Origin of the sequence: Nitrobacter sp. (assembly GCF_051535235.1) — a bacterium.
Classification (GTDB): domain Bacteria; phylum Pseudomonadota; class Alphaproteobacteria; order Rhizobiales; family Xanthobacteraceae; genus Nitrobacter.
Map to the genome: position 1 here is coordinate 193,130 of NZ_JBPPLZ010000003.1, position 19,751 is coordinate 212,880.

Below are 19,751 nucleotides of genomic sequence, written 5' to 3' on the forward strand. Positions count from 1 at the left end.
GCGAGTTCAATCCTGCCGCGGCAAGCCCAACCGGTACACGCCGCGGAAGTCCAGCGGATCGACCGGCTTGCCTTTGCGATAGATCACGAGGCGCCCGGATTGCGCCAAAGCCACGGCCGCGCGCCGGATCGGCATCAGCAGAGCGTGCCAGTCGGATCCGGCGGCAATCGCCTGCGCGATTTCCGGCGCGCTCAGAGTCCTGGTGACATCGCGCGTCAGGATCTGGAGAATGCTCTCTTCGAGGGAAAGCGTCGGCTGCGAATCTTGTGCGGTCATGGCTGATGCCATGACGCAACGATTATTGTTCTGCAAGAGGAAGTGTCCGATACGGGAGCTTCAGCCTGCGGCTCGAGAATGAAAACCAATGCGAGTGAAACCGATATGGAGTGAGCCGGGATGACGCTGACGCTCGTGATCGGGAACAAGAATTATTCGTCATGGTCGATGCGGCCCTGGCTGGCGCTCAAGGCCAACGGCATAGCATTCGAAGAGAGGTCCATTCCGCTCTACACCGGCGCAGCCGACAAAAAACGCATTCTGGATGTGAGTCCTTCCGGCAAGGTTCCGGCCCTTATCGATGGCGAGGTGACGGTGTGGGATTCGCTTGCGATCATCGAATACATCGCTGAACGGTTTCCGGAGGCGGGTCTGTGGCCGGCGGACTTGGCCGAGCGTGCGCACGCGCGCTCGATCTCGGCGGAAATGCATTCAGGCTTTGTGGCGCTGCGAAACGAGTGCGGGATGAACCTGCATCGCCCGGTCCGCGCGAAAGCGCTTTCCGACAATGCGCAAGCCGACATCGCTCGCATCCGGGCGATCTGGACCGATTGCCGTCAGCGGTTTGCGAAGGGCGGGCCGTTCCTGCTCGGAGCCTTCAGCGCGGCCGATGCCATGTACGGCCCGGTGGTGCATCGCTTCCGCACCTATGCGATCGGCGTGACGCCACTGATGCGGGCGTACATGGAGGCCATGATGTCGCTGCCGGCGTTTCAGCAGTGGACCGAGCAGGGCCTTGCCGAAACCTGCGTGATCGAGAGGTTGGAGGCCGATTGAATGCCGCCGTCTCGCACATGGCGGCGCGACGGCCGGTGCTGCCAATTCCGATGTTATGGGATGCAGTCACAACCAACACTCGCGGGTTCCGGTCCCGGCAACCTCCAAACGCATTACGTTACTGGAAAACCTGCAAAATTTGCAGTTCCACCCTGTGTTTATGGCTGGCCAAAAGTCTGGGCTGCGTGCTATACATAACAAAATCTTGACCGGCCGCGCGCGGAGCCGCGGGCGGGTTTGTGTTGGCGTTGAGTGATGGAGACGGCGTTGAAGCATAAATTTTTCGTTGGAGAAACGGTCTATTTCACCGCGAGCAACGTGGCGAGGCCGGCTGCGAGCGGCACCTATGAGGTGATCCGTTTGCTTCCCACCGACGGCGACGACTGTCAGTATCGTATCAAGAATTCGGCCGAGGCTTTCGAGCGCGTCGCGAAGGAAAGTCAACTCGCCGCCGGTTAGCACTTCCCGTCACGCATGAGTCCAGGCTTCTTGGACCGAGGCTCCCCTGACCAAAGCTTCCCGGCCAGGGTATTGCCGGACCAGGACTTGCCCTGAAAACCCCACCAGGGGACTCCGGACTGATCTTGCCCCGGACTGATCCTGCCGTATTCCCAGGTCAGTGAATAACCGGGAATCCGCATTGGCATTCGTCGATTGCGTTTTATGCTGCTCGTACTCGGCATGAGGGACAATCGCGCATGAACTTGGCGTCGGTAACATCACTCGATCAATTCTGGGGTTCGTCGGGGTTCCCGATCTGGCTGACGCTGGCCGCAGCGGCATTTTCAGCGATCCTCGTGTTCCTGACGCTGGTTCGCGCCGACAAGTCAGTGGCGAATGTCGTCCTCACCGTCGTCGCATTGCTCGCGATCGGAGCAGCGGCCGCCGTTACCATTCGCAACGGCGGTCCTGACGGCGGTCAGGCGTTCGAGCCGAGAAATCCATCCGTCCCGGTCAACGTGGCGATGCCGGCATTGTCGTGCATCGACGGCCTTGCCGGCGATGTGGTTGAGACTGCCTGCGAGAAAGCATTGTTCGGTACGCCCGATGCGGCGGCTGCCGCCGTCTCCTACGCCGCATCGGAGATCAGCCGATTGAGATCGTTCGGCGAGGTGACCGGCGCCGACAGCATCATGCCGCCGGAATTGCAGGCGCTGCGGCGGGCTATCGAGCGCGATCGTTATGGTCTGGTCGCCCATGTGCTCGTAACGCGGGATCACTGCCAGCCGTCGGACTGCGCTGCGTTTCAATTACTGAGCGATCGCAGCAAGATCGCGGCGAACATGGAGGAGGGGACTTACGAGAAGCTGGTGACGCGTTACGCATCATCCTGGAACGCGCGCGCGGAAATGGCGAATGCGCCGGAGACCGTCATGCCGCCGACGTCGGCGCTCGCGTCGGAGCCGACGGGCAAGCCGACCAACGCCGAGTTTCCGTCATCCGCATCGATCCCGCCAGTCAGCATCATGACGCCCGAACCGCCGACAGGGACCGCGGCACCGTCACCGCCAGCCCCGCCAGCGACTGCGCAGGCTGTTCCGAAGCACCGTCCTGCGAAAAAACAGGCCGCTCCCAAGGCCGCCCCAAAGGTAAACACGGTGGCGCCGGTTCGCCTGACACCTGAACCGCCCACGGCGAGCACGCAGCAGGAATAGCGGACTGTTCGAAGGCTTTGCTGACATGCACCTTAATCTCGTCAAACTGGCGGTCGGTTGCGACTCCGTGAAGGACCTCAGGGGCTGGATCGCTGATCGCATGAAGCAGGCCAAGCGAAAGGGACTGCCGCGTCACCACATCCACATCACCCGGATGACGCCGAAGCGCGATGGGGAATTGCTCGCGGGCGGCTCGCTCTACTGGGTCATCAAGGGTGAAATCGCAGCGCGGGAGAAACTGATCGGGATCGAACCGTTCCGCGATTCCGACGGTATCGGCCGGTGCCGCATCGTCATGCAACCGCAGGTGATCGCCATCAGACCGCGTCCGATGCGTCCGTTTCAGGGCTGGCGCTATCTGTCGGCCGCCGATGCGCCGCCCGACCTTGGCAGCAATGCGGCGAGCGTTGCCGCGATGCCCGAGCCGCTGCGGCGCGAGTTGCGCGATCTGGGGTTGCTGTAAGGCAGCGAAAGCTGCGCTGAACACGACGGGTTGTTGATTCCAAGCAGCCTGTTCTAAACGCCGATATTATCGATCAGGCGCGTCGTTCCGATCTTTGCCGCAACCAGGAGGCGGACCGGTCCGTCCTTTATCGAACGGATCGGAGCCAGCGTTTCAGCGTGACGCGCCTCGAAATAATCGAGCGCGAAGCCTGCGTCACCGATCGTTCTCGCCCCGTCGGCCATGACGGTTTCGAGATCGTCGCCATTGCGCAAACGCTTCGCGGCATTCTTCATGACACCGTGGAGCATCGGCGCTACGGCTCGCTGTTCGACCGACAGATAGACGTTGCGCGACGACATCGCGAGCCCGTCACGTTCGCGCACGATCGGAACCCCGATCACCTTCACGCCGAGATCGAGATCGGCGGCCATTCGCGTCACGACCTTGAGTTGCTGATAGTCTTTCTGACCGAACAGCGCGACGTTCGGCCGGCACTGTGTGAACAGCTTGCCGACGACGGTCGCGACACCGCCGAAAAAATGCGGCCGGAAACGATCTTCAAGACCTGCCGTCGCCGGTCCTTCAGTCAATAGCCGGGTCGCAAATCCCGGCGGGTACATCGTGCCGACGTCCGGATTCCAGACCAGATCAACACGCGCCTCCGTGAGCCTGGCGATGTCGGATTTCCAGGTCCGGGGGTACGATCCGAAATCCTCGTGCGGCGCAAACTGGGCGGGATTGACGAAAATCGAGACGACAACCTTTGAAGCGCGCCGTTTTGCCTGATGCACCAGCGCCAGGTGGCCGTCATGAAGCGCTCCCATGGTCGGCACCAAGGCGACGGTTGCCCGGCGCGCTCGCAAACTCTCCAGGGCGCGGTGCAGCGCGGGAAGGGTGCGGGCGACAGCGGGAGTGCGGGGCATTGCTGTTCGGTACGACCTTTTGCTTTATATGTCATGTCCATATGACATATATCTCGACAGGGATGAGAAGACTTTCTGCAAGCCCGAAGAAGCCACCGGTTGGAACATCGCCAGCGAGCTTTCCTTGCGAATGTTAGAATCGAAGGACCGCTGGCAAACGCAAACTGCTGATGAAGTTTTGAATTTGACTTCGCGCCCGGAACCCGTTGGCTGGATGGGCTGCAAAGGTCAAATTCCCTCCACGGGCTTGTATTGAATCATCCGTGGTTTGCGCCACATTGTGTGTTTAATTTCTTGCGAGTCTCGATGTCCCGCGATCCGCTGCCACCAAAGTATCCTGCTGACCCGGCCGCATGCCGGACTACGTCGCTCGGCGGCGATGCACCGCTGCCCGACGTAAAGCCGTCGACCGCGTCCGATATCGCTGCGTTCGTTGCCAAGGCGCGCGAGATGTCGCCCTATGCCGCGGGCAGTCGGCCCAGGCTGATGTTTGCGCTCGACGCGACCATGAGCCGGCAGCCGACCTGGGACATGGCCTGCGCTCTCCAGGCCGACATGTTTCGCGAAGCCGCCGCGATCGGGAGCCTCGACATCCGCCTGACCTACTATCGCGGGCTCGACGAATGCCGTTCCAGCGGCTGGATATCCGACAGCAAGAAGCTGGCAAGGTTGATGAGCGCCATCGACTGCCGGAGCGGCGATACTCAGATCGGCAAGGTTCTTTCCCACGCGCGCAGCGAAGCGGTCGCCTCGGGCATCAAGGCCGTCGTGTTCGTTGGCGACGCGATGGAGGAATCGGCTGACGATCTCCGCGCGACAGCCGGCCAGTTGGGATTGTTGAAGGTCCCCGTGTTCATGTTCCAGGAAGGACGTGATGCGACCGCGGAGAAGACGTTTCGCGATATCGCGCGGTTGACCGGCGGCGCCTGGTGCCGGTTCGATCCCGGCGCCGCGGCCCAGTTGCGTGAATTGCTTCGGGCGGCCGCGGCCTATGCCGCGGGCGGCCGGGACGCGTTGCGGCGGCTGTCGACCACCAGCGCGACCCAGCTTTTGGGACAAATGAAATTAGCGCCGTGATGCGCCTGGCGTTTCGTATGCCGCCGTAATGCCGCCAACAATCGCTTTCGCCGGTTGCGCCGACATACTATCTATCCGCCATGCCGACTCTGATCCTGGGCCTCGTCGCCTTTCTCTTCCTATATTTGCTGCTTCAATTGCTTCGGGCGGCAAACCCGGCCGTGCTTGCGCGGGCCATCAGGCTCGCAGGCGGCATCATCGCGCTCGCGGTGGCTGCCTTTGTCGGCATCAAGGGAGAGGTGGCGATAGCGCTGCCGCTCGGGATTTTCGGCACCACGCTTCTGGGCTGGTCGCCGTCCCTCGCATCGTTCTTCGGCAAGCTTTTCAGCACGGGGACGCAGGGCGCAGGCGGGCAAACATCCCAGGTGCGCTCGCAGTTTCTCGATATGATCCTGGATCACGACAGCGGCCGTCTCGGCGGACGGATCCTCGTCGGACCAGACGCTGGCCGTTCGCTCGACGATTTCGACCTGCCGCAACTCGTCGCAATGATGACGAGCTTCGACGCCGAGAGCTGTGCGCTACTTGAAAGTTATCTGGACCGCCGGTTTCCCGCCTGGCGTCAGAACGCGCAAGGCGATCCGGGAGGGGGGCGGCGTCACGCGTCGACGGGCGGCAAAATGACGGACGAGGAGGCCTACGAGATCCTTGGCTTGCAGCCGGGAGCGAGCGGGGACGATATCCGGCGCGCGCATCGAGGGCTCATGAAGAAACTGCATCCCGACCAGGGGGGGTCGACGTACTTGGCGGCCCGTGTAAACGAGGCCAAGGATACCTTGCTTCGCACTCATCGCAGCTAACTCCAACGCCACCAAACGCTACACACTGCGAGCTGCTTCTGCCTGTCTCCGCTTGACGTCCCATGTCGTCGTCCGCCGTTGTCCGGCGCCGTTGATCGTTGCGGCTCACTCTATTCGCGAATCCTTGACGAGTGGTTTGCGTGGCCTGGGTTGGTTGCATTTTCGAACGAAGCATCTCCACGGGCCCATTCCCTTATCGCGCCGGTTCAAATGACGAGGGAAACGCGAACAAGCATCACGCACGCAGGATTTTGACGTCCTTCAACGAATGGCCCGGCAAAGCTCGGCGATGCTTGCTCGAACACGCTGGAGCTAAAGTGCGGTGCGGGCGGCGCGCTCAGTTTTTGATCGTGATGCAGGGCAGGTCTGAACGCTTCAGGGTGCGGCACACCGCTTCGGCCTCATCGCGATCGAGCCCGGCGAAGCGGGCGCGGTACAGCTTCTTGTTGCCTTTGCCGACGGGCTCGGTGAAGGGATCGGCCTTGCCGAGCACGCCGCGGGCGCGGCCTCTCGCCGCATCGAGACGCTCGCGGGCCTCGCTTTCGGTTTCCAGCGCGCCGACCTGTATGATCCAGCCCGAATGGGTCGCCACCGGCTTTACCGCGCCGTTCTGCTGGATGGCTTGCGGTTGAGTCGTCCGCGATTGAGCCCTGGGCGGGATATCCGCGTGTGCCATGGCCTGTGACGTCGAAGCAGAGAGGCTGGAGGCCGGCAGCACGCCCAGGATGCCTTGTCCGGTGCCGAAGTTGGCGGGCTGCGGCGGCATGCTGGCCCGCGCCACGACAGAACCCGATGTTTCCGGCGCCATGTCGCGTGCGGCCGCGGCTTCGACCGGCGGCACCGCTGACGTCGGCTCGGCCGAGGCCAACCTGACCGATCCGGCCCTGACCTGGACCGTCTTCACTCGCACCGGTTTCATTGGTTCGGTCGAGCCGGGAACGGCGTCGATCGGCTGGGTCGCGATAACGCCGCTGGTCAAGGGAGCGGGCTCAGGCCTGGCGCGCTTCGACGGCAACGCGGCGGTCGAGGCCGCTATCAGGGAGCGGGCCAGGCGAGCAGGGCGTTCAGGCGGCAGTGCGACCGGTTCAGGCGGAGCCGATGCGGCCTGGATGGCGCCGTCGACCTGCGTCACGTCCGTGGGGCGTGAGCGTGCCTGATCCTCGGCCACCCTCGCATTAGCGTCGGCCGTCGTGCTCTCGGTAATGGCGGCGACTGTCCGCCGCGTCGCCGCCTTGTCGAGATTTTCGGCCAGCAGGCTGCGCATCGTCGCGTCGCGCGAACCGCTGCTGCGGCCTCCCAGGACGACGCCGACCAGATGGCGATTGCCGCGCTTCAGATTGGTGACGAGATTGAAGCCCGACGCCCGGATATATCCGGTCTTGATGCCGTCAACGCCATCGACGCTGCCGAGCAGATGGTTGTGGCCACGGATGGTGCGGCCGCGAAACGTGAACGACGTCGTCGCGAAGTAGCGATAATAGCGCGGAAAGCGGTCCTGCAATGCGCGGCCGAGCGTTGCCTGGTCCCGTGCAGTCGTGACCTGATCGTCGTCGGGAAGACCTGACGCGTTGCGATAGACGGTGCGGGTCATGCCGAGCGCGCGCGCCTTGCGCGTCATCATCCTGGCGAAATCATCCTCATCGCCGCCGATTGCCTCGGCGATCACAACCGCCGCATCGTTGGCGGATTTTGTCACCAACCCCTTGATAGCGTCCTCGGCGCGGATGGTCTGACCGGGCCGCAAACCGAGCTTCGTTGGATCCTGTGCCGCCGCGTGCGCCGAAACCGGCATCTCGGTATTGAGACTCATCTTCCCCGATTCCAGGCGCTCGAACAGCAGATAGAGCGTCATCATTTTGGTCAGCGACGCCGGATGACGAAGACTGTCGGGATTGGTGGATGAAAGCGTCTCGCCGGAATTGGCGTCGACGATGATCGAGGCGAAACGCGGATTGTAGCTTTGCTGGGCCTCGTGGTGAGCGTGATGGCGATGATGGTGACGGGCGCGGCGTGCGTCGGCGTGGTCGGTCGTAAAAACGACGGCGGCGATCGCTGCCAGTCCGAATGCGCCAGCTCGCATGACGCGGGCGGAAGCCAAGGTTGTGCGAAGCATGAACGTCCCCGTCCCCATTTTTTCGACTTTAGTCACCGGTTCGTGAGGCAAAATTGTGCCCGACACTCTGATCTGAACGTTCAGCGCGAACCGGTCTCAAAGGCGAGGTGGCAGATCAGGTTGCCGTTCTGGCTAAGAGCCTGGTTCTACGGTGCTTTTTTGATCTTCCACCGGAACGCCCAGGATACCGGAATTCAGCCTAGGGGGGCGGAGTTTCCAAAAGGTTAAGCAACTCTTGATGGCATCTGTCGGATTTGCCTCGAATCGCTGATTGTGCGATGCACAAAAATAGTTGCTTTTATTGTGCAGTGCATTATATCTGGTGACGAGAGGCCGGATTGCCCGGCTCCCCAATACCAACCGGTGAGGAACCCATCATGATGAAGATCGAAGAAGTGCAGCAGCACGGAAAAGAGCAACTCGACGCGGTCGTCGCGGCGGCGGGCAGCTTCCAGAAAGGTGTCCAGGCGATCGCTCTGGCGTTCGGCGACTACACGCGGAAGTCGTTTGAAGACGGCAACACATTTACCGAGAAACTCGCCGGCGTCCGATCGCTGGACAAGGTCGTCGAGGCGCAGACCGAATATGCCAAGAAGAGCTACGAGACGTTCGTTGCGGAGTCGCAGAGGATTGGCGAACTCTATGCCGATCTCGCCAAGCAGACCTGCAAGCCGTTCGAGGATTTCGCCGCGAAGTTCGTTCCGGCCGCTCGCTGATATTGCAGGCATACCCTCAAATGAAAAAGCCCGGCCGCATTGGCCGGGCTTTTTTGATGGTCGCGGGTGCGTTACTTCGCGATGCGAAGCTGCGAGATTTGCGTGAGAATGTTCTGGAACGCGGCCGCCGTCTGATCGGGGTCCGTGATCATTTGGAAATTGCCGCTGCTGGTATCGTTTTTGCTGCCGGCGCAGTCCTGGAGCACCTTCGAGGTCGGATCCTTGCTGCCGATGTTCACCTGGACGGTGAATATGGTTACACCGGCGTCTTTCGCGGCTTGACAGAGCTTTTCTTGACGCGCGTCGATACAGAGAACGTTGCCGGGAGAGCAAGTATATTGCGTATTTCCGTTGCCGTATGAAGGCCAGCGATCCTGCGTGTTCAGACCGTCTGACAACAGGACCAGATAGTCTTGGTAGATGTGAGTCGAGTCCTTGTCAGGCGCCTGAATTGGCCCATTGGTGGTGCTAAGGGATTGCCATCCCCAGGCAAGTCCGATTGCCTGGTTGGTGCCGCCGGTGGGCTGCATGGCTCCGATTGCAGACTTGAGCGTGCTCCAGTCGTTGGTCATCGGTATGACCGGCTGCAGATACGCGCTGCTTCCTGACTTGCAGTAATTCGTTGAAGCCTGCTTGTATTCCTCGGCAGGAAAAAGGGAGGAGGGGTTGTTGGTATCGTTGGGGACTGCTCCCGAATTTTGTATGTCGTAGCTCTGATCCCGGTCCATGACACAGCCCGACCACGCATTGTGGTTGTTCGGCGTCCATTTTGCCGGTCCCCATACGCCTGATGTCCAGGTATAGTTACCGCTCGTCCATTTATATCCCTTCTGCGTACAATCGCTCTGCGTCGTGTACTTTGATTTCGAGCAGGTTCCGGCTGCGGTGCAGGTGCTCTGCGTTGTGTAGCTCGAGTTCGAGCACGCGCCTGCCGACGTGCAATCACTCTGTTTGGTGTACGAACCGATACTGCAGACATTTTTCGCTACGCAAGTGGCCATCGTCGTGTAGTTGCTACCCGCGCTGCAGGTCCCATTATTTTCGTCCCATGTATCAGGATTTGACGTTCCGGAAGGACTGCTCCACTTGATATAGCTTTGGTTGAAGCTGCTTCCGAGGTTTACGTCCTTCGCAAACGGAACGAGGGAAATATAGACGTCGCCATCATTCTTGTTATAGCCGGACAGCGTGTCGACCATGTTCTTCGCGGCGGATATTAGCGCCGACATCTTGCCATTATCCTTCATCGACCCCGTGTTATCCAGCACCATCGCGACGCGCATGCGCGAGTTGCCCCAGGTCGATGTGGAACTTGTTCCGAAATTGATCTGCGGGAAACCAGCGATCTTCATGAAGTCGGTTTTGACGGAGCCGTGTCCCGTGGCGAGGATAGTTGCCGCCGCCGTTGATGTGCTCGGCGTGTAGATGGCGCTCACCGTGACACCAAACGCATTGCCGTCGTGATAAAGCGCCGAAAAATATTTCTGCAAGGCGTCAGTGATCTGCTGAGACGTCATGGTCGGACTGGCCGCGGCGTCCTTCGAGGCCATCAGCACCGCCGAATCGATTGCCGCCTGCATCGATGAGCGCGCCGCATTGGCTCGTGTGTAGTCTACCGCGGCGCCGACGAAGCCGAGGACCGGCACGAGGGCGATTGCAAATATTGGTGCTATATTACCTCGCAGATCCAAACCGAAACGAGTAGCCGAACTGCGAATCCGTTTGCGAATTGACGTACCAGACATGGCTGTCACCGATCTGTTGGTTTCGACCGGTATTTCGAGCCGCAGGGCTAAACGGGTGGTAAAGTTGTCCTGAGAAAGCAGGTAAATAGCCGCACAAATTGCAAGCACGGGCCGAAAGATCGCCGGCTTTGTCAATGAAGCTTAAAGCGCCGTACCGATTGTTTCCGCACGCCGGCAGGAGCTTTTTAACCGTGGTCCTGCGCCGGATGATGTTTCGGCCTCGATTTACGATCTTGCGGTCAGCCGAATACGGACCCATACTTAAGGGCATTCGGATACCCAGCCGACGGCCGACCGCGACGCTGGCGGCCGTGAAACTTGCCTGGATTGACGACCGCCGAGCGGTTTTGCCCGTCGGCTGTTGCGATCCCGCGGAGATATCGAACGCCTGAGCCATGTTGAAGCTGCCCGCCTTTCAGACATCTGGAACGTCCAAGCTGCGTGTGGCGGATGTCCATCCTTCTTTTGCACCCCGGATGAATGCTGACGAAGGCCGTCCCGATGATCGAGACGATCCGGCCGGGTCGGTCATCACCAAGGTCAAACCGAGGACCAAACGTCCCAATCTCTACCGCGTGCTGATATTGAACGACGACTATACCCCGATGGAATTCGTGGTTCATGTCCTCGAGAAGTTCTTTCAGAAGGATATAGAGGCCGCCACCCAGATTATGCTGCACGTCCACCATCACGGCATAGGCGAATGCGGCGTGTTCACCTATGAGATCGCAGAGACCAAGGTGACGCAGGTGATGGATTTTGCGCGCAAGCACCAGCATCCGCTGCAATGCGTGATGGAAAAAAAGTAGCTGCTCCCGTTCCGTTAAAACGAAACGGGTTTTTGCAGGCCTGGCGGGATTTTGATCGAACCGCGCGGTTCATGATCACCGCGTGGCGTCATTCAGGCGCCTTGCAGGCGGCTTGCCGAATTCGGAACAAGCCCGCACAATTTCTGCGCTGCACCGGCACTTCCCCTCGGATAGTGTATTACTATATCATTGACGAAGGTTGTTGTTGCCTGACGGGGCGATGGCGATCATGATGGCCAAGAGACCCTAGAGGACGCGGAATGCCAACTTTTTCTCAAAGTCTGGAACAATCCCTGCATCGGGCGCTCGCAATCGCAAATGAGCGGCATCATCAATATGCCACGCTTGAGCACCTTCTGCTGTCGCTGGTCGACGATTCTGACGCCGCAGCGGTAATGCGTGCTTGCAGCGTCGACCTCGACAAGCTGCGCGGCAGTCTGGTGAACTATCTCGAAACCGAATTCGAGAATCTTGTGGCGGACGCGTCCGATGACGCCAAGCCGACGGCGGGCTTTCAGCGGGTCATCCAGCGTGCGGTGATCCATGTGCAGTCATCCGGCCGCGAGGAGGTGACGGGCGCCAACGTGCTGATCGCGATCTTTGCGGAGCGCGAAAGCCATGCCGCCTATTTCCTGCAGGAGCAGGATATGACGCGCTACGACGCGGTGAACTACATCAGCCACGGGATTGCCAAACGTCCCGGCGTGTCCGAAGCGCGCCCGGTGCGCGGCGTCGACGAAGAGACCGAAACCAAGAGCGGCGACGACGCCAAGAAGAAGGGCGACGCGCTCGAAACCTACTGTGTCAACCTCAACAAGAAAGCGCGTGACGGCAAGATCGATCCGGTGATCGGGCGCAACGCCGAGATCAACAGGGCGATTCAGGTGCTGTGCCGCCGCCAGAAGAACAATCCTCTCTTTGTCGGCGACGCCGGCGTCGGCAAAACCGCGATCGCGGAAGGCCTGGCGAAGCGCATTGTCGACAGCGAGGTTCCAGAAGTACTGGCCGCCTCGACCGTCTTCTCGCTCGATATGGGGACGCTGCTGGCCGGCACGCGCTATCGCGGCGATTTCGAAGAGCGCCTGAAGCAGGTGCTCAAGGAACTCGAAGCGCATCCGAGCGCGGTTCTGTTCATCGATGAGATCCACACCGTTATCGGCGCCGGCGCGACCTCCGGCGGCGCGATGGACGCGTCCAATCTGCTCAAGCCTGCGCTGGCGTCGGGAACGATCCGCTGCATGGGTTCCACCACCTACAAGGAATACCGGCAGCACTTCGAGAAGGACCGCGCGCTGGTACGTCGGTTCCAGAAGATCGATGTCAATGAACCGTCCGTCGAGGACGCCATCGCCATCCTGAAAGGATTGAAGCCGTACTTCGAGGATTATCACAAGCTGAAGTACACCAACGATGCGATCGAGGCGGCGGTTCAACTGTCGTCGCGCTATATTCACGACCGCAAGCTGCCCGACAAAGCGATCGACGTGATCGACGAGTCCGGCGCGGCGCAGATGCTGGTTGCCGAGAACAAGCGCAAGAAGACGATCGGGATCAAGGAAATCGAGACCACGATCGCGGCGATGGCCCGGATTCCGCCCAAGAGCATGTCGAAGGACGATGCCGAGGTTCTCAAGCATCTCGAGCAGACGCTCAAGCGCGTCGTGTTCGGTCAGGACCGAGCGATCGAAGCCTTGACGGCGTCGATCAAGCTGGCGCGCGCCGGCTTGCGCGAACCGGAGAAGCCGATCGGCTCCTACCTGTTCTCCGGCCCGACCGGTGTCGGCAAGACCGAGGTCGCGAAACAGCTTGCGGAGGCGCTTGGCGTCGAGTTGCTGCGCTTCGACATGTCCGAATACATGGAGCGTCACACCGTTTCGCGGTTGATCGGCGCGCCTCCCGGCTATGTCGGTTTCGATCAGGGCGGCCTGCTGACCGATGGCGTCGATCAGCATCCGCATTCCGTGGTGCTGCTCGACGAAATCGAGAAGGCGCACCCGGATGTCTACAATGTGCTGTTGCAGATCATGGACCACGGCCGGCTCACCGATCACCACGGCAAGCAGGTCAACTTCCGCAACGTGATCCTGATCATGACCACCAACGCAGGTGCCTCCGACATGGCCAAGGCGGCGTTCGGCTTCACGCGTAACAAGCGGGAAGGGGATGATCGCGAAGCCATCAACCGACAGTTCTCGCCTGAGTTCCGCAACCGGCTCGATGCCACCGTCTCGTTCGGCCACCTCAACACCGAGGTGATCGGCATGGTGGTCGAAAAGTTCGTGCTTCAGCTCGAAGCCCAGTTGGCTGATCGCTTCGTGACGATCGAACTGTCCGAGTCCGCCAAGGCCTGGCTGATCGAGCACGGGTATGACGAGCAGATGGGGGCGCGCCCGATGGCGCGGGTGATCCAGGAGCACATCAAGAAGCCGCTGGCGGACGAAGTGCTGTTCGGCAAGCTCAAGGGCGGCGGCCATGTACGCGTCGTCGTGGTCAAGGACGAGGCGGTTGCTGGCGTCGATCTCGAGAAGATCGGTTTCGAGTTCGTCGAGGGGCCGGTCACGCCCAAGCCCGAGAACCTTCCGGGTGGCGCCCGCAAGCGCAAACCCAAGCCCGGCGACGGTATCTCGAAGGAACCGCTCAAGGCTTGAAGATTAGCGCCTCGTTTCTGATGGAATCAGAAGCGAGGCTCCATCATTTTGTTTTGACGCGTTTTCTTGCGCGAACCTGTATCCGGCCTCAGGTCGAGCCCGGTACATGCGTCGCTTGAAAACATTATAATCGCAAACGATCAAACGGCCGGCATGTTTTACGTGCCGGCCGTTTTGCTTGGAGCATGATCCCGAAAAAGCCTGCCCCGGACTTGATCGGGGTGGAAACCGGTTTCCGGATAAGGAATCCTGCGCGATCAAAAAGATCACGTCAGAGTCTTGTTCAACGCAGTTCAAGACTCTGGGGAACAGGCGCCGCCTGACGGTTGCTGATCCGCACCCACCAAACCCGCCTGATTTTATTTCTCCTCCGCGTTCTGTTCTTCTCCGGCTTCGGCGGCCTCGTCGTGCTGCGCTTCCGGATCGAAGAATTCGCCGGCGGCGGCGATCGCCTCCGCGGCGGCGTCGCGATCCTCCTGTCGGCTGCTGATGTCCTCGCCGCGCTTGATGCGCTCGGCTTCGTCGGCGCTGCGGGCGACAGTCACCGTGATATGAGCTTCGACTTCGGGATGGACCGCCACCGTCAGCTTCTGCTGCCCGATCGCCTTGATCGGCGCATCAAGCCAGACTTGCGGGCGGCTGACGATGATGCCGTCCGCGGCCAGCGAGGCCACGATGTCACGGACCGTGACCGAGCCAAACAGTTGACCGGTTTCGGAGGCCTGGCGGATGATGACGATGTCGCGACCGTCAATCTTCTCGGCGACCTTCGCGGCTTCGCCCTTGGCCTTGATATTGTTGGCTTCGAGTTCGGCTTTCATGCCGTCGTATTTGGCGCGGTTGTCGGCGGTTGCGCGCAGGGCCTTGCCGCGCTTGAGAAGGAAGTTGCGGGCAAAACCGTCCTTCACCTTCACGACATCGCCCATCTGGCCAAGCTTGGCCACGCGTTCCAGCAGAATGATTTCCATGTTCGATCCTCTTGTTCGGAGTTAAGCGAGTTAGTGTTGATTCACGATCGAGGTGCGAGCGGCGGAGGCATGCGCCGTTGCACGTAGCGTTGGCGAAAACCAAAAATCGCATCGGCGATGCCGACACCCACGATGGCGATCACCGGCCAGACAAACATCAGCACGATCGCGTAAACGCAGGTCAGCCACAGTCCGCGACCGCGTTGTGCGAGGGTGATCGTGTGGAGCACGGCGAAACCCACGAGCGCATATGCCATCATCAAGCATGCGGTAACGATCTGGGCCAGGATCGCCGGCAGGCCGCCGACGAAGCACAGCGCCAGCGCCACCATCATCGCAACCAGCGTCATCGGCGGGAGCGTTATTGTCTTCATGTCGGGCCAGGGACGTCGCAGCCGGCCGGAGGTGGCGGTGACCTTGGCCGCGAGCCACACATTGAGCGTCAACGTCGTCATCGCGATCGTTGCGGCGGCGGCGGGCGCGATCGCCACAAACGCGTCGACGACTTCGGAGGCCCGATCGCCTGATCCGGCGTCCTGGATGTTGACGATGCGCAGCAACCCGTGGCGCAGCGTCTCTGTAATCGTCGAGGCGTCTGAACCAAGCGTGAGCAGCGCGGCAGTCGTGGTCAGGGCGGCGAAGCACGCGATCCAGACCAGAATGCGTCCGAGCGGATACCAGTCGACCGGCGGCGGTCCCGCCGGCGCTGCGCCCATTCTTTCCGGCGGCCTTTCGGGCGGCGCATCCGCCGCGACCGGGCGGCCGAGCAGGACCAGGTGTCCGAGCCACCAGGCCGGCAACGCGACTGTCAGCACGAAGGCGGCGGAATAGGGCGGGCCGAACATGGCGCCGAGACCGGCGCCGGCCAAAGCGCCGCCGATCGCCGCGCTGGTCGGTCCCCATCCCATCGCCGCGACCATCAGCGGCAGTGGAGCCAGATAGAACAGCAGCAGCGAGACGATCGCTCCCGAAATGATCGAGGCGAACATCAGCGCCGAGGCGCAGCCGGCTGCGACTGCGATGAGAAGATTCCTGATCATCAGCTGTCCCGCTCCCTTCGAGCGGTTAGAGGTTCTTTTGAACCCCAACCATCGGCGACCGGGGTACCCCGGAAACCTTATGAAAGATGACTGGCGGCGTACGTAAACGCCGCCGCCGCTCGTCAACTAGATTCTGATCCAATTCCTTGAATCAGACGCCAGCCTGTCTTTTTGATCGAGCATGATCTTATCCGAAAACCGGTTGCCACTTTTCGGGATCATGTTCTCTAGAGCCTTTCCGCTTCTGAAGGAATCAGAAGCGGGGCTCTATGATTGATTTGACGCGTTTTCTTCACGCGAACCGGTCCCCACTTCGCTCGAAAACGCTCTAGCGAATGACGTAAGGAAGCAGGCCGAGGAAGCGCGCGCGCTTGACCGCACGCGCGAGCTCGCGCTGCTTCTTGGCGGAGACCGCCGTGATGCGGCTCGGCACGATCTTGCCGCGCTCGGAGACGTAACGCATCAGCAGCTTGGAATCCTTGTAGTCGATTTTCGGCGCATTCGAACCCGTGAACGGGCAGGTCTTGCGGCGGCGAAAAAACGGACGGCGTGCACCGGCATCAGCCATGATTCTTACTCCTCAACCACTGCGCTGGCATCGTCGCGCGGACGGCGCGGACCACGGTCGCCGCGGAAGCCTCCGCCTTCGCGGTCACCCCGGAATCCGCCGCCGCGATCGTCGCGCTCGCGGTCCCGATCGGCCTTGCGCATCATCGCTGAGGGGCCTTCCTCGTGCTCTTCGACGCGCACGGTCAGATAGCGGATGACATCCTCGTGGATGCGTTCCTGGCGCTCGACTTCGTTGACCACCGCGGCGGGGCCGTCGATGTTGAGCAGCACGAAATGCGCCTTGCGATTCTTCTTCATGCGGTAGGTGAGGGAGCGAACGCCCCAGTTCTCGGTCTTGGTGACCTTGCCGCCCAATCCGGTGATCACGCCGGTAATCTGGTTGGTCAGTTCCTCGACCTGCTGGGAACTCGCATCCTGACGCGCGAGAAAAACATGCTCATAGAGAGGCATGGATATCCTTTCCTGACGTTGGCGCGGACCTCGGCGGCAAGCCCTTCGAGACCTTCGGAAAGGACTCGGGATAAGCTCAGAAGGCGGAAGCACGGGACGACGGACCGACGGGCCCTGCCGCATCAATATCGCCTGAAAGGTGAGATTGCTGAGACCGTCCGTTCAGCTCCCGGCCGGGATCCACGGATGGCGCGGACTTATACGGATTTTCGGCCCAAAGGCAAGGGAAGGCGGTGCAGTTCCTCGCTTCCCGGATCGTCCGAATCGTCCTGACCCGCGTTCGTCTTGACATCATCCGGCGCGCGGTGTCTCTCGCCCCGATTCAAGGGGGCAATTGCATGACGGCGGCATTTACCTTTCCCGGCCAGGGGTCTCAGGTTGTAGGCATGGGCAAGGCGCTCGCCGAGGCTTTTCCGGCCGCGAAAGTCGTTTTCGACGAGGTGGACGCGGCTCTCGGCGAGAAACTGACCGCCGTGATCTGGGATGGACCCGCGGAAACCCTGCAACTGACGGAGAACGCCCAGCCGGCGTTGATGGCGGTCTCCCTCGCCACGCTCCGCGTGCTTGAGGCCGAAGCCGGATTTTCGGTGGCCCGCGATGCCGCCTTCGTGGCCGGACACTCGCTCGGGGAATACTCGGCGCTTGCGGCTGCGGGAAGTCTGAGCATCGCCGACACGGCGCGGCTGCTGCGGACGCGCGGTGTTGCGATGCAGAAGGCGGTTCCGGTCGGCGTCGGCGCGATGGCGGCGTTGCTGGGTCTCGATTACGCCGCTGCCGTGGCGGTTGCCGAGGAAGCCGCGCAGGGCGAGGTCTGCCAGGCCGCGAACGATAACGGCGGCGGCCAGGTTGTCGTGTCGGGCGACAAGGCGGCGGTCGACCGCGCACTCGAGATCGCCAGGAGCAAAGGCGCCAGGCGCGCGATGCTGCTGCCGGTATCTGCGCCATTTCACTGCAAGCTGATGCAGCCGGCGGCGGACGTCATGGCGGAGGCGCTCGCCAAGGTCACGGTCAGCAGGCCGGTGGCGCCGGTGGTTGCGAATGTCACCGCCGGTCCGGTCAGCGATCCCGACACGATCCGGAAATTTCTGGTGGAACAGGTCACCGGCACGGTGCGCTGGCGCGAAAGCGTGGCCTATATGGCCGCTCACGGCGTCACGCATTTCCTGGAAATAGGTTCGGGCAAGGTACTCACCGGTCTCGTGAAGCGTATCGCGGAAGGCGCCGTCGGCATCGCGGTCGGGGGTCCCGGCGACATCGCCTCCGCCAGGGATGCGATCGCCGCCACGTGCTGAGGTCAGGTGAGGTCAGGGCTCCGCAGGACGTGCCGTGTGCCATTCGGTGGGATTCATTCGGGCGGTTTCAGCGTGCTGTTGATCCAGCCGCGCGCCGAGCCTCGGAGCGGGTCGGCTTCTGTCTCGCAATGCGGGCATCGGCGGGCCGGTCTTTTGACAGTCGCGGATTTGTCCGGCGTCATGGCCAGACCGCATCGCGGACAGGTGTTCTCCCGTTCCTCGTTCATGAGCAACAACCACGCGCCAACGCTACAGGGCGAGCGCGCAGACAATCAGGATGCAGCCGATCAGGCCAAAGTCTTCAAGGGCACACATCGCAATCCCTTCCATGCACGCGATGGAAGCAGAACGGATGTGGTTAGGGGTGGTAGGAGCTTGCGGTCTGAATTGACGATGAATCGACACCATGCCGACGCCGGTGAAACTTGCCCCTTTCCTGCGCAAGAAGACTATCGCGGCTGGAGCAGGGTTATTGACGAGCGGTATTTCCTTGCGGCAAACGGGACACGAATTGCGATTTTCGTTTAACTCGGGAAATGTTCAGACGGGGGCGACATGTTCGATTTGAGCGGCAGGACCGCGCTCGTGACCGGCGCGACCGGTGGCATCGGAGGCGCCATCGCGAAGGCGCTGCATGCGCAGGGCGCGACGGTCGCAATTTCCGGCACCCGACGCGAGGTGCTGGAGGCTCTGGCGGGATCGCTTGGCGAGCGGGTCCACGTGCTGCCCTGCAACCTGTCCGAAACGGCTGAGGTCGAGGCGCTGGTGCCCGATGCCGAGAAGGCGATGGGGCAGGTCGATATCCTCGTCGCCAACGCCGGCGTCACCCGGGACAACCTGTTCGTGCAACTGCGCGACGAGGATTGGGACGACGTCATCCGGATCAATCTGACCGCGACGTTCCGTCTGGCCCGCGCCGCAACCAAATTGATGATGCGCAAGCGCTTCGGCCGCATCATCGCGATCACCTCGGTGGTCGGCGTGACCGGCAATCCGGGTCAGGGCAACTACACCGCATCGAAGGCGGGGCTGATCGGCATGATCAAGACGCTGGGGGCGGAATATGCCAAGCGTGGGGTGACGGCAAACTGCATCGCACCCGGATTTATTTCGACGGCGATGACCGATGCGCTGAATGACAAGCAGCGTGAGGCGATATTGACGAAAGTCCCGGCGGCGCGGCTGGGGACGCCGGAGGATATCGCGGCGGCGGCGGTTTACCTGAGTTCGAACGAAGCGGCTTACGTGACCGGACAGACCATCCATGTCAACGGCGGAATGGCAATGATTTGAGGGGTTTTGGGCCCTTCCACCGGGGCTTGTAGTCAAAGCTTTCGATGTGTGATAACCGGACGAATAACGGGTGGGCAAAGAACGCCATTGCAGGAATTTGAAACCCTGTATATTGGCGGTGCGGAGGCTGCCGTCGTTTGCCGGTCCGCACCCG

At 61.4% G+C, this 19,751-nt stretch carries 20 protein-coding genes; 12 read left to right on the forward strand and 8 right to left on the reverse strand.

Going from position 1 to position 19,751, the window contains the following annotated elements; all coding sequences use genetic code 11:
- Positions 1 to 6 precede the first annotated feature (6 nt).
- Positions 7 to 276, reverse strand: a complete 270-nt coding sequence (locus tag ACS3WA_RS05550; protein ID WP_438277551.1) for a DUF3253 domain-containing protein — start codon at positions 274 to 276, stop codon at positions 7 to 9.
- A 120-nt stretch (positions 277 to 396) separates the two neighbouring features.
- On the opposite strand from ACS3WA_RS05550, the gene ACS3WA_RS05555 reads away from it, so the two are divergent.
- The 4 genes from ACS3WA_RS05555 to ACS3WA_RS05570 all read left to right on the forward strand — a co-directional run bounded on the left by ACS3WA_RS05555 (position 397) and on the right by ACS3WA_RS05570 (position 3,171).
- Entirely contained in the window at positions 397 to 1,053 is a 657-nt protein-coding gene (locus ACS3WA_RS05555; RefSeq protein WP_438277552.1) for a glutathione S-transferase family protein, read from the forward strand.
- A 255-nt stretch (positions 1,054 to 1,308) separates the two neighbouring features.
- The gene (locus ACS3WA_RS05560) at positions 1,309 to 1,512 is read left to right on the forward strand and encodes a hypothetical protein (protein ID WP_438275175.1); all 204 of its coding nucleotides are present in this window, start codon (positions 1,309 to 1,311) and stop codon (positions 1,510 to 1,512) included.
- Positions 1,513 to 1,751: 239 nt separating this feature from the next.
- Positions 1,752 to 2,708 carry a hypothetical protein gene (locus ACS3WA_RS05565; protein WP_438277553.1) on the forward strand — a complete coding sequence of 319 codons (957 nt, stop codon included), beginning with the start codon at positions 1,752 to 1,754 and terminating at the stop codon, positions 2,706 to 2,708.
- A 25-nt stretch (positions 2,709 to 2,733) separates the two neighbouring features.
- Positions 2,734 to 3,171: a DUF1489 family protein gene (locus ACS3WA_RS05570; RefSeq protein WP_438277554.1), complete on the forward strand. Its 438-nt coding sequence runs from the start codon at positions 2,734 to 2,736 to the stop codon at positions 3,169 to 3,171.
- 53 nt (positions 3,172 to 3,224) lie between these two features.
- Here ACS3WA_RS05570 and panC read toward each other — a convergent pair whose 3' ends face one another.
- Positions 3,225 to 4,076 carry a pantoate--beta-alanine ligase gene (panC, locus tag ACS3WA_RS05575; RefSeq protein ID WP_438277555.1) on the reverse strand — a complete coding sequence of 284 codons (852 nt, stop codon included), beginning with the start codon at positions 4,074 to 4,076 and terminating at the stop codon, positions 3,225 to 3,227.
- Positions 4,077 to 4,382: 306 nt separating this feature from the next.
- Between panC and ACS3WA_RS05580 the strand changes: the two genes are divergently transcribed.
- Entirely contained in the window at positions 4,383 to 5,153 is a 771-nt protein-coding gene (locus ACS3WA_RS05580; RefSeq protein ID WP_438277556.1) for a VWA domain-containing protein, read from the forward strand.
- Between the two features lie 80 nt (positions 5,154 to 5,233).
- Positions 5,234 to 5,953, forward strand: coding sequence for a DnaJ domain-containing protein (locus ACS3WA_RS05585; RefSeq protein WP_438277557.1), 720 nt, complete (start codon positions 5,234 to 5,236; stop codon positions 5,951 to 5,953).
- 337 nt (positions 5,954 to 6,290) lie between these two features.
- Here ACS3WA_RS05585 and ACS3WA_RS05590 read toward each other — a convergent pair whose 3' ends face one another.
- On the reverse strand, positions 6,291 to 8,066 hold the full coding sequence (locus ACS3WA_RS05590) for a serine hydrolase (protein ID WP_438277558.1): 1,776 nt from the start codon (positions 8,064 to 8,066) through the stop codon (positions 6,291 to 6,293).
- A gap of 377 nt (positions 8,067 to 8,443) precedes the next feature.
- Between ACS3WA_RS05590 and ACS3WA_RS05595 the strand changes: the two genes are divergently transcribed.
- A complete protein-coding gene (locus ACS3WA_RS05595) occupies positions 8,444 to 8,782 on the forward strand; it encodes a phasin family protein (protein ID WP_438277559.1) in 339 nt (112 codons plus the stop codon).
- Positions 8,783 to 8,853: 71 nt separating this feature from the next.
- Here the strand turns inward: ACS3WA_RS05595 and ACS3WA_RS05600 are convergent, their stop codons facing one another.
- Positions 8,854 to 10,662, reverse strand: a complete 1,809-nt coding sequence (locus ACS3WA_RS05600) for a pilus assembly protein TadG-related protein (protein ID WP_438277560.1) — start codon at positions 10,660 to 10,662, stop codon at positions 8,854 to 8,856.
- Between the two features lie 341 nt (positions 10,663 to 11,003).
- Here ACS3WA_RS05600 and clpS point away from each other — a divergent pair, with 341 nt between their 5' ends.
- Complete coding sequence (clpS, locus tag ACS3WA_RS05605; protein ID WP_438277705.1) at positions 11,004 to 11,336, forward strand: ATP-dependent Clp protease adapter ClpS; 333 nt, start codon at positions 11,004 to 11,006, stop codon at positions 11,334 to 11,336.
- Positions 11,337 to 11,596: 260 nt separating this feature from the next.
- The gene (gene clpA / locus ACS3WA_RS05610; protein ID WP_438277561.1) at positions 11,597 to 13,984 is read left to right on the forward strand and encodes an ATP-dependent Clp protease ATP-binding subunit ClpA; all 2,388 of its coding nucleotides are present in this window, start codon (positions 11,597 to 11,599) and stop codon (positions 13,982 to 13,984) included.
- Between the two features lie 359 nt (positions 13,985 to 14,343).
- Here the strand turns inward: clpA and rplI are convergent, their stop codons facing one another.
- The 4 genes from rplI to rpsF form a co-directional block, all read right to left on the reverse strand.
- Positions 14,344 to 14,952 carry a 50S ribosomal protein L9 gene (gene rplI, locus ACS3WA_RS05615; RefSeq protein WP_438277562.1) on the reverse strand — a complete coding sequence of 203 codons (609 nt, stop codon included), beginning with the start codon at positions 14,950 to 14,952 and terminating at the stop codon, positions 14,344 to 14,346.
- Between the two features lie 41 nt (positions 14,953 to 14,993).
- Positions 14,994 to 15,992, reverse strand: a complete 999-nt coding sequence (locus ACS3WA_RS05620) for a hypothetical protein (RefSeq protein ID WP_438277563.1) — start codon at positions 15,990 to 15,992, stop codon at positions 14,994 to 14,996.
- A gap of 328 nt (positions 15,993 to 16,320) precedes the next feature.
- A complete protein-coding gene (gene rpsR / locus ACS3WA_RS05625) occupies positions 16,321 to 16,560 on the reverse strand; it encodes a 30S ribosomal protein S18 (RefSeq protein WP_009799569.1) in 240 nt (79 codons plus the stop codon).
- 5 nt (positions 16,561 to 16,565) lie between these two features.
- On the reverse strand, positions 16,566 to 17,012 hold the full coding sequence (gene rpsF, locus ACS3WA_RS05630; protein ID WP_438277564.1) for a 30S ribosomal protein S6: 447 nt from the start codon (positions 17,010 to 17,012) through the stop codon (positions 16,566 to 16,568).
- 338 nt (positions 17,013 to 17,350) lie between these two features.
- On the opposite strand from rpsF, the gene fabD reads away from it, so the two are divergent.
- From fabD to fabG, 3 genes are all read left to right on the forward strand, one after another.
- The gene (gene fabD, locus ACS3WA_RS05635) at positions 17,351 to 18,304 is read left to right on the forward strand and encodes an ACP S-malonyltransferase (RefSeq protein ID WP_438277565.1); all 954 of its coding nucleotides are present in this window, start codon (positions 17,351 to 17,353) and stop codon (positions 18,302 to 18,304) included.
- 180 nt (positions 18,305 to 18,484) lie between these two features.
- The gene (locus ACS3WA_RS05640) at positions 18,485 to 18,832 is read left to right on the forward strand and encodes a hypothetical protein (RefSeq protein ID WP_438277566.1); all 348 of its coding nucleotides are present in this window, start codon (positions 18,485 to 18,487) and stop codon (positions 18,830 to 18,832) included.
- Positions 18,833 to 18,859: 27 nt separating this feature from the next.
- On the forward strand, positions 18,860 to 19,597 hold the full coding sequence (gene fabG / locus ACS3WA_RS05645; protein ID WP_438277567.1) for a 3-oxoacyl-[acyl-carrier-protein] reductase: 738 nt from the start codon (positions 18,860 to 18,862) through the stop codon (positions 19,595 to 19,597).
- The last annotated feature ends 154 nt before the right edge of the window (positions 19,598 to 19,751 follow it).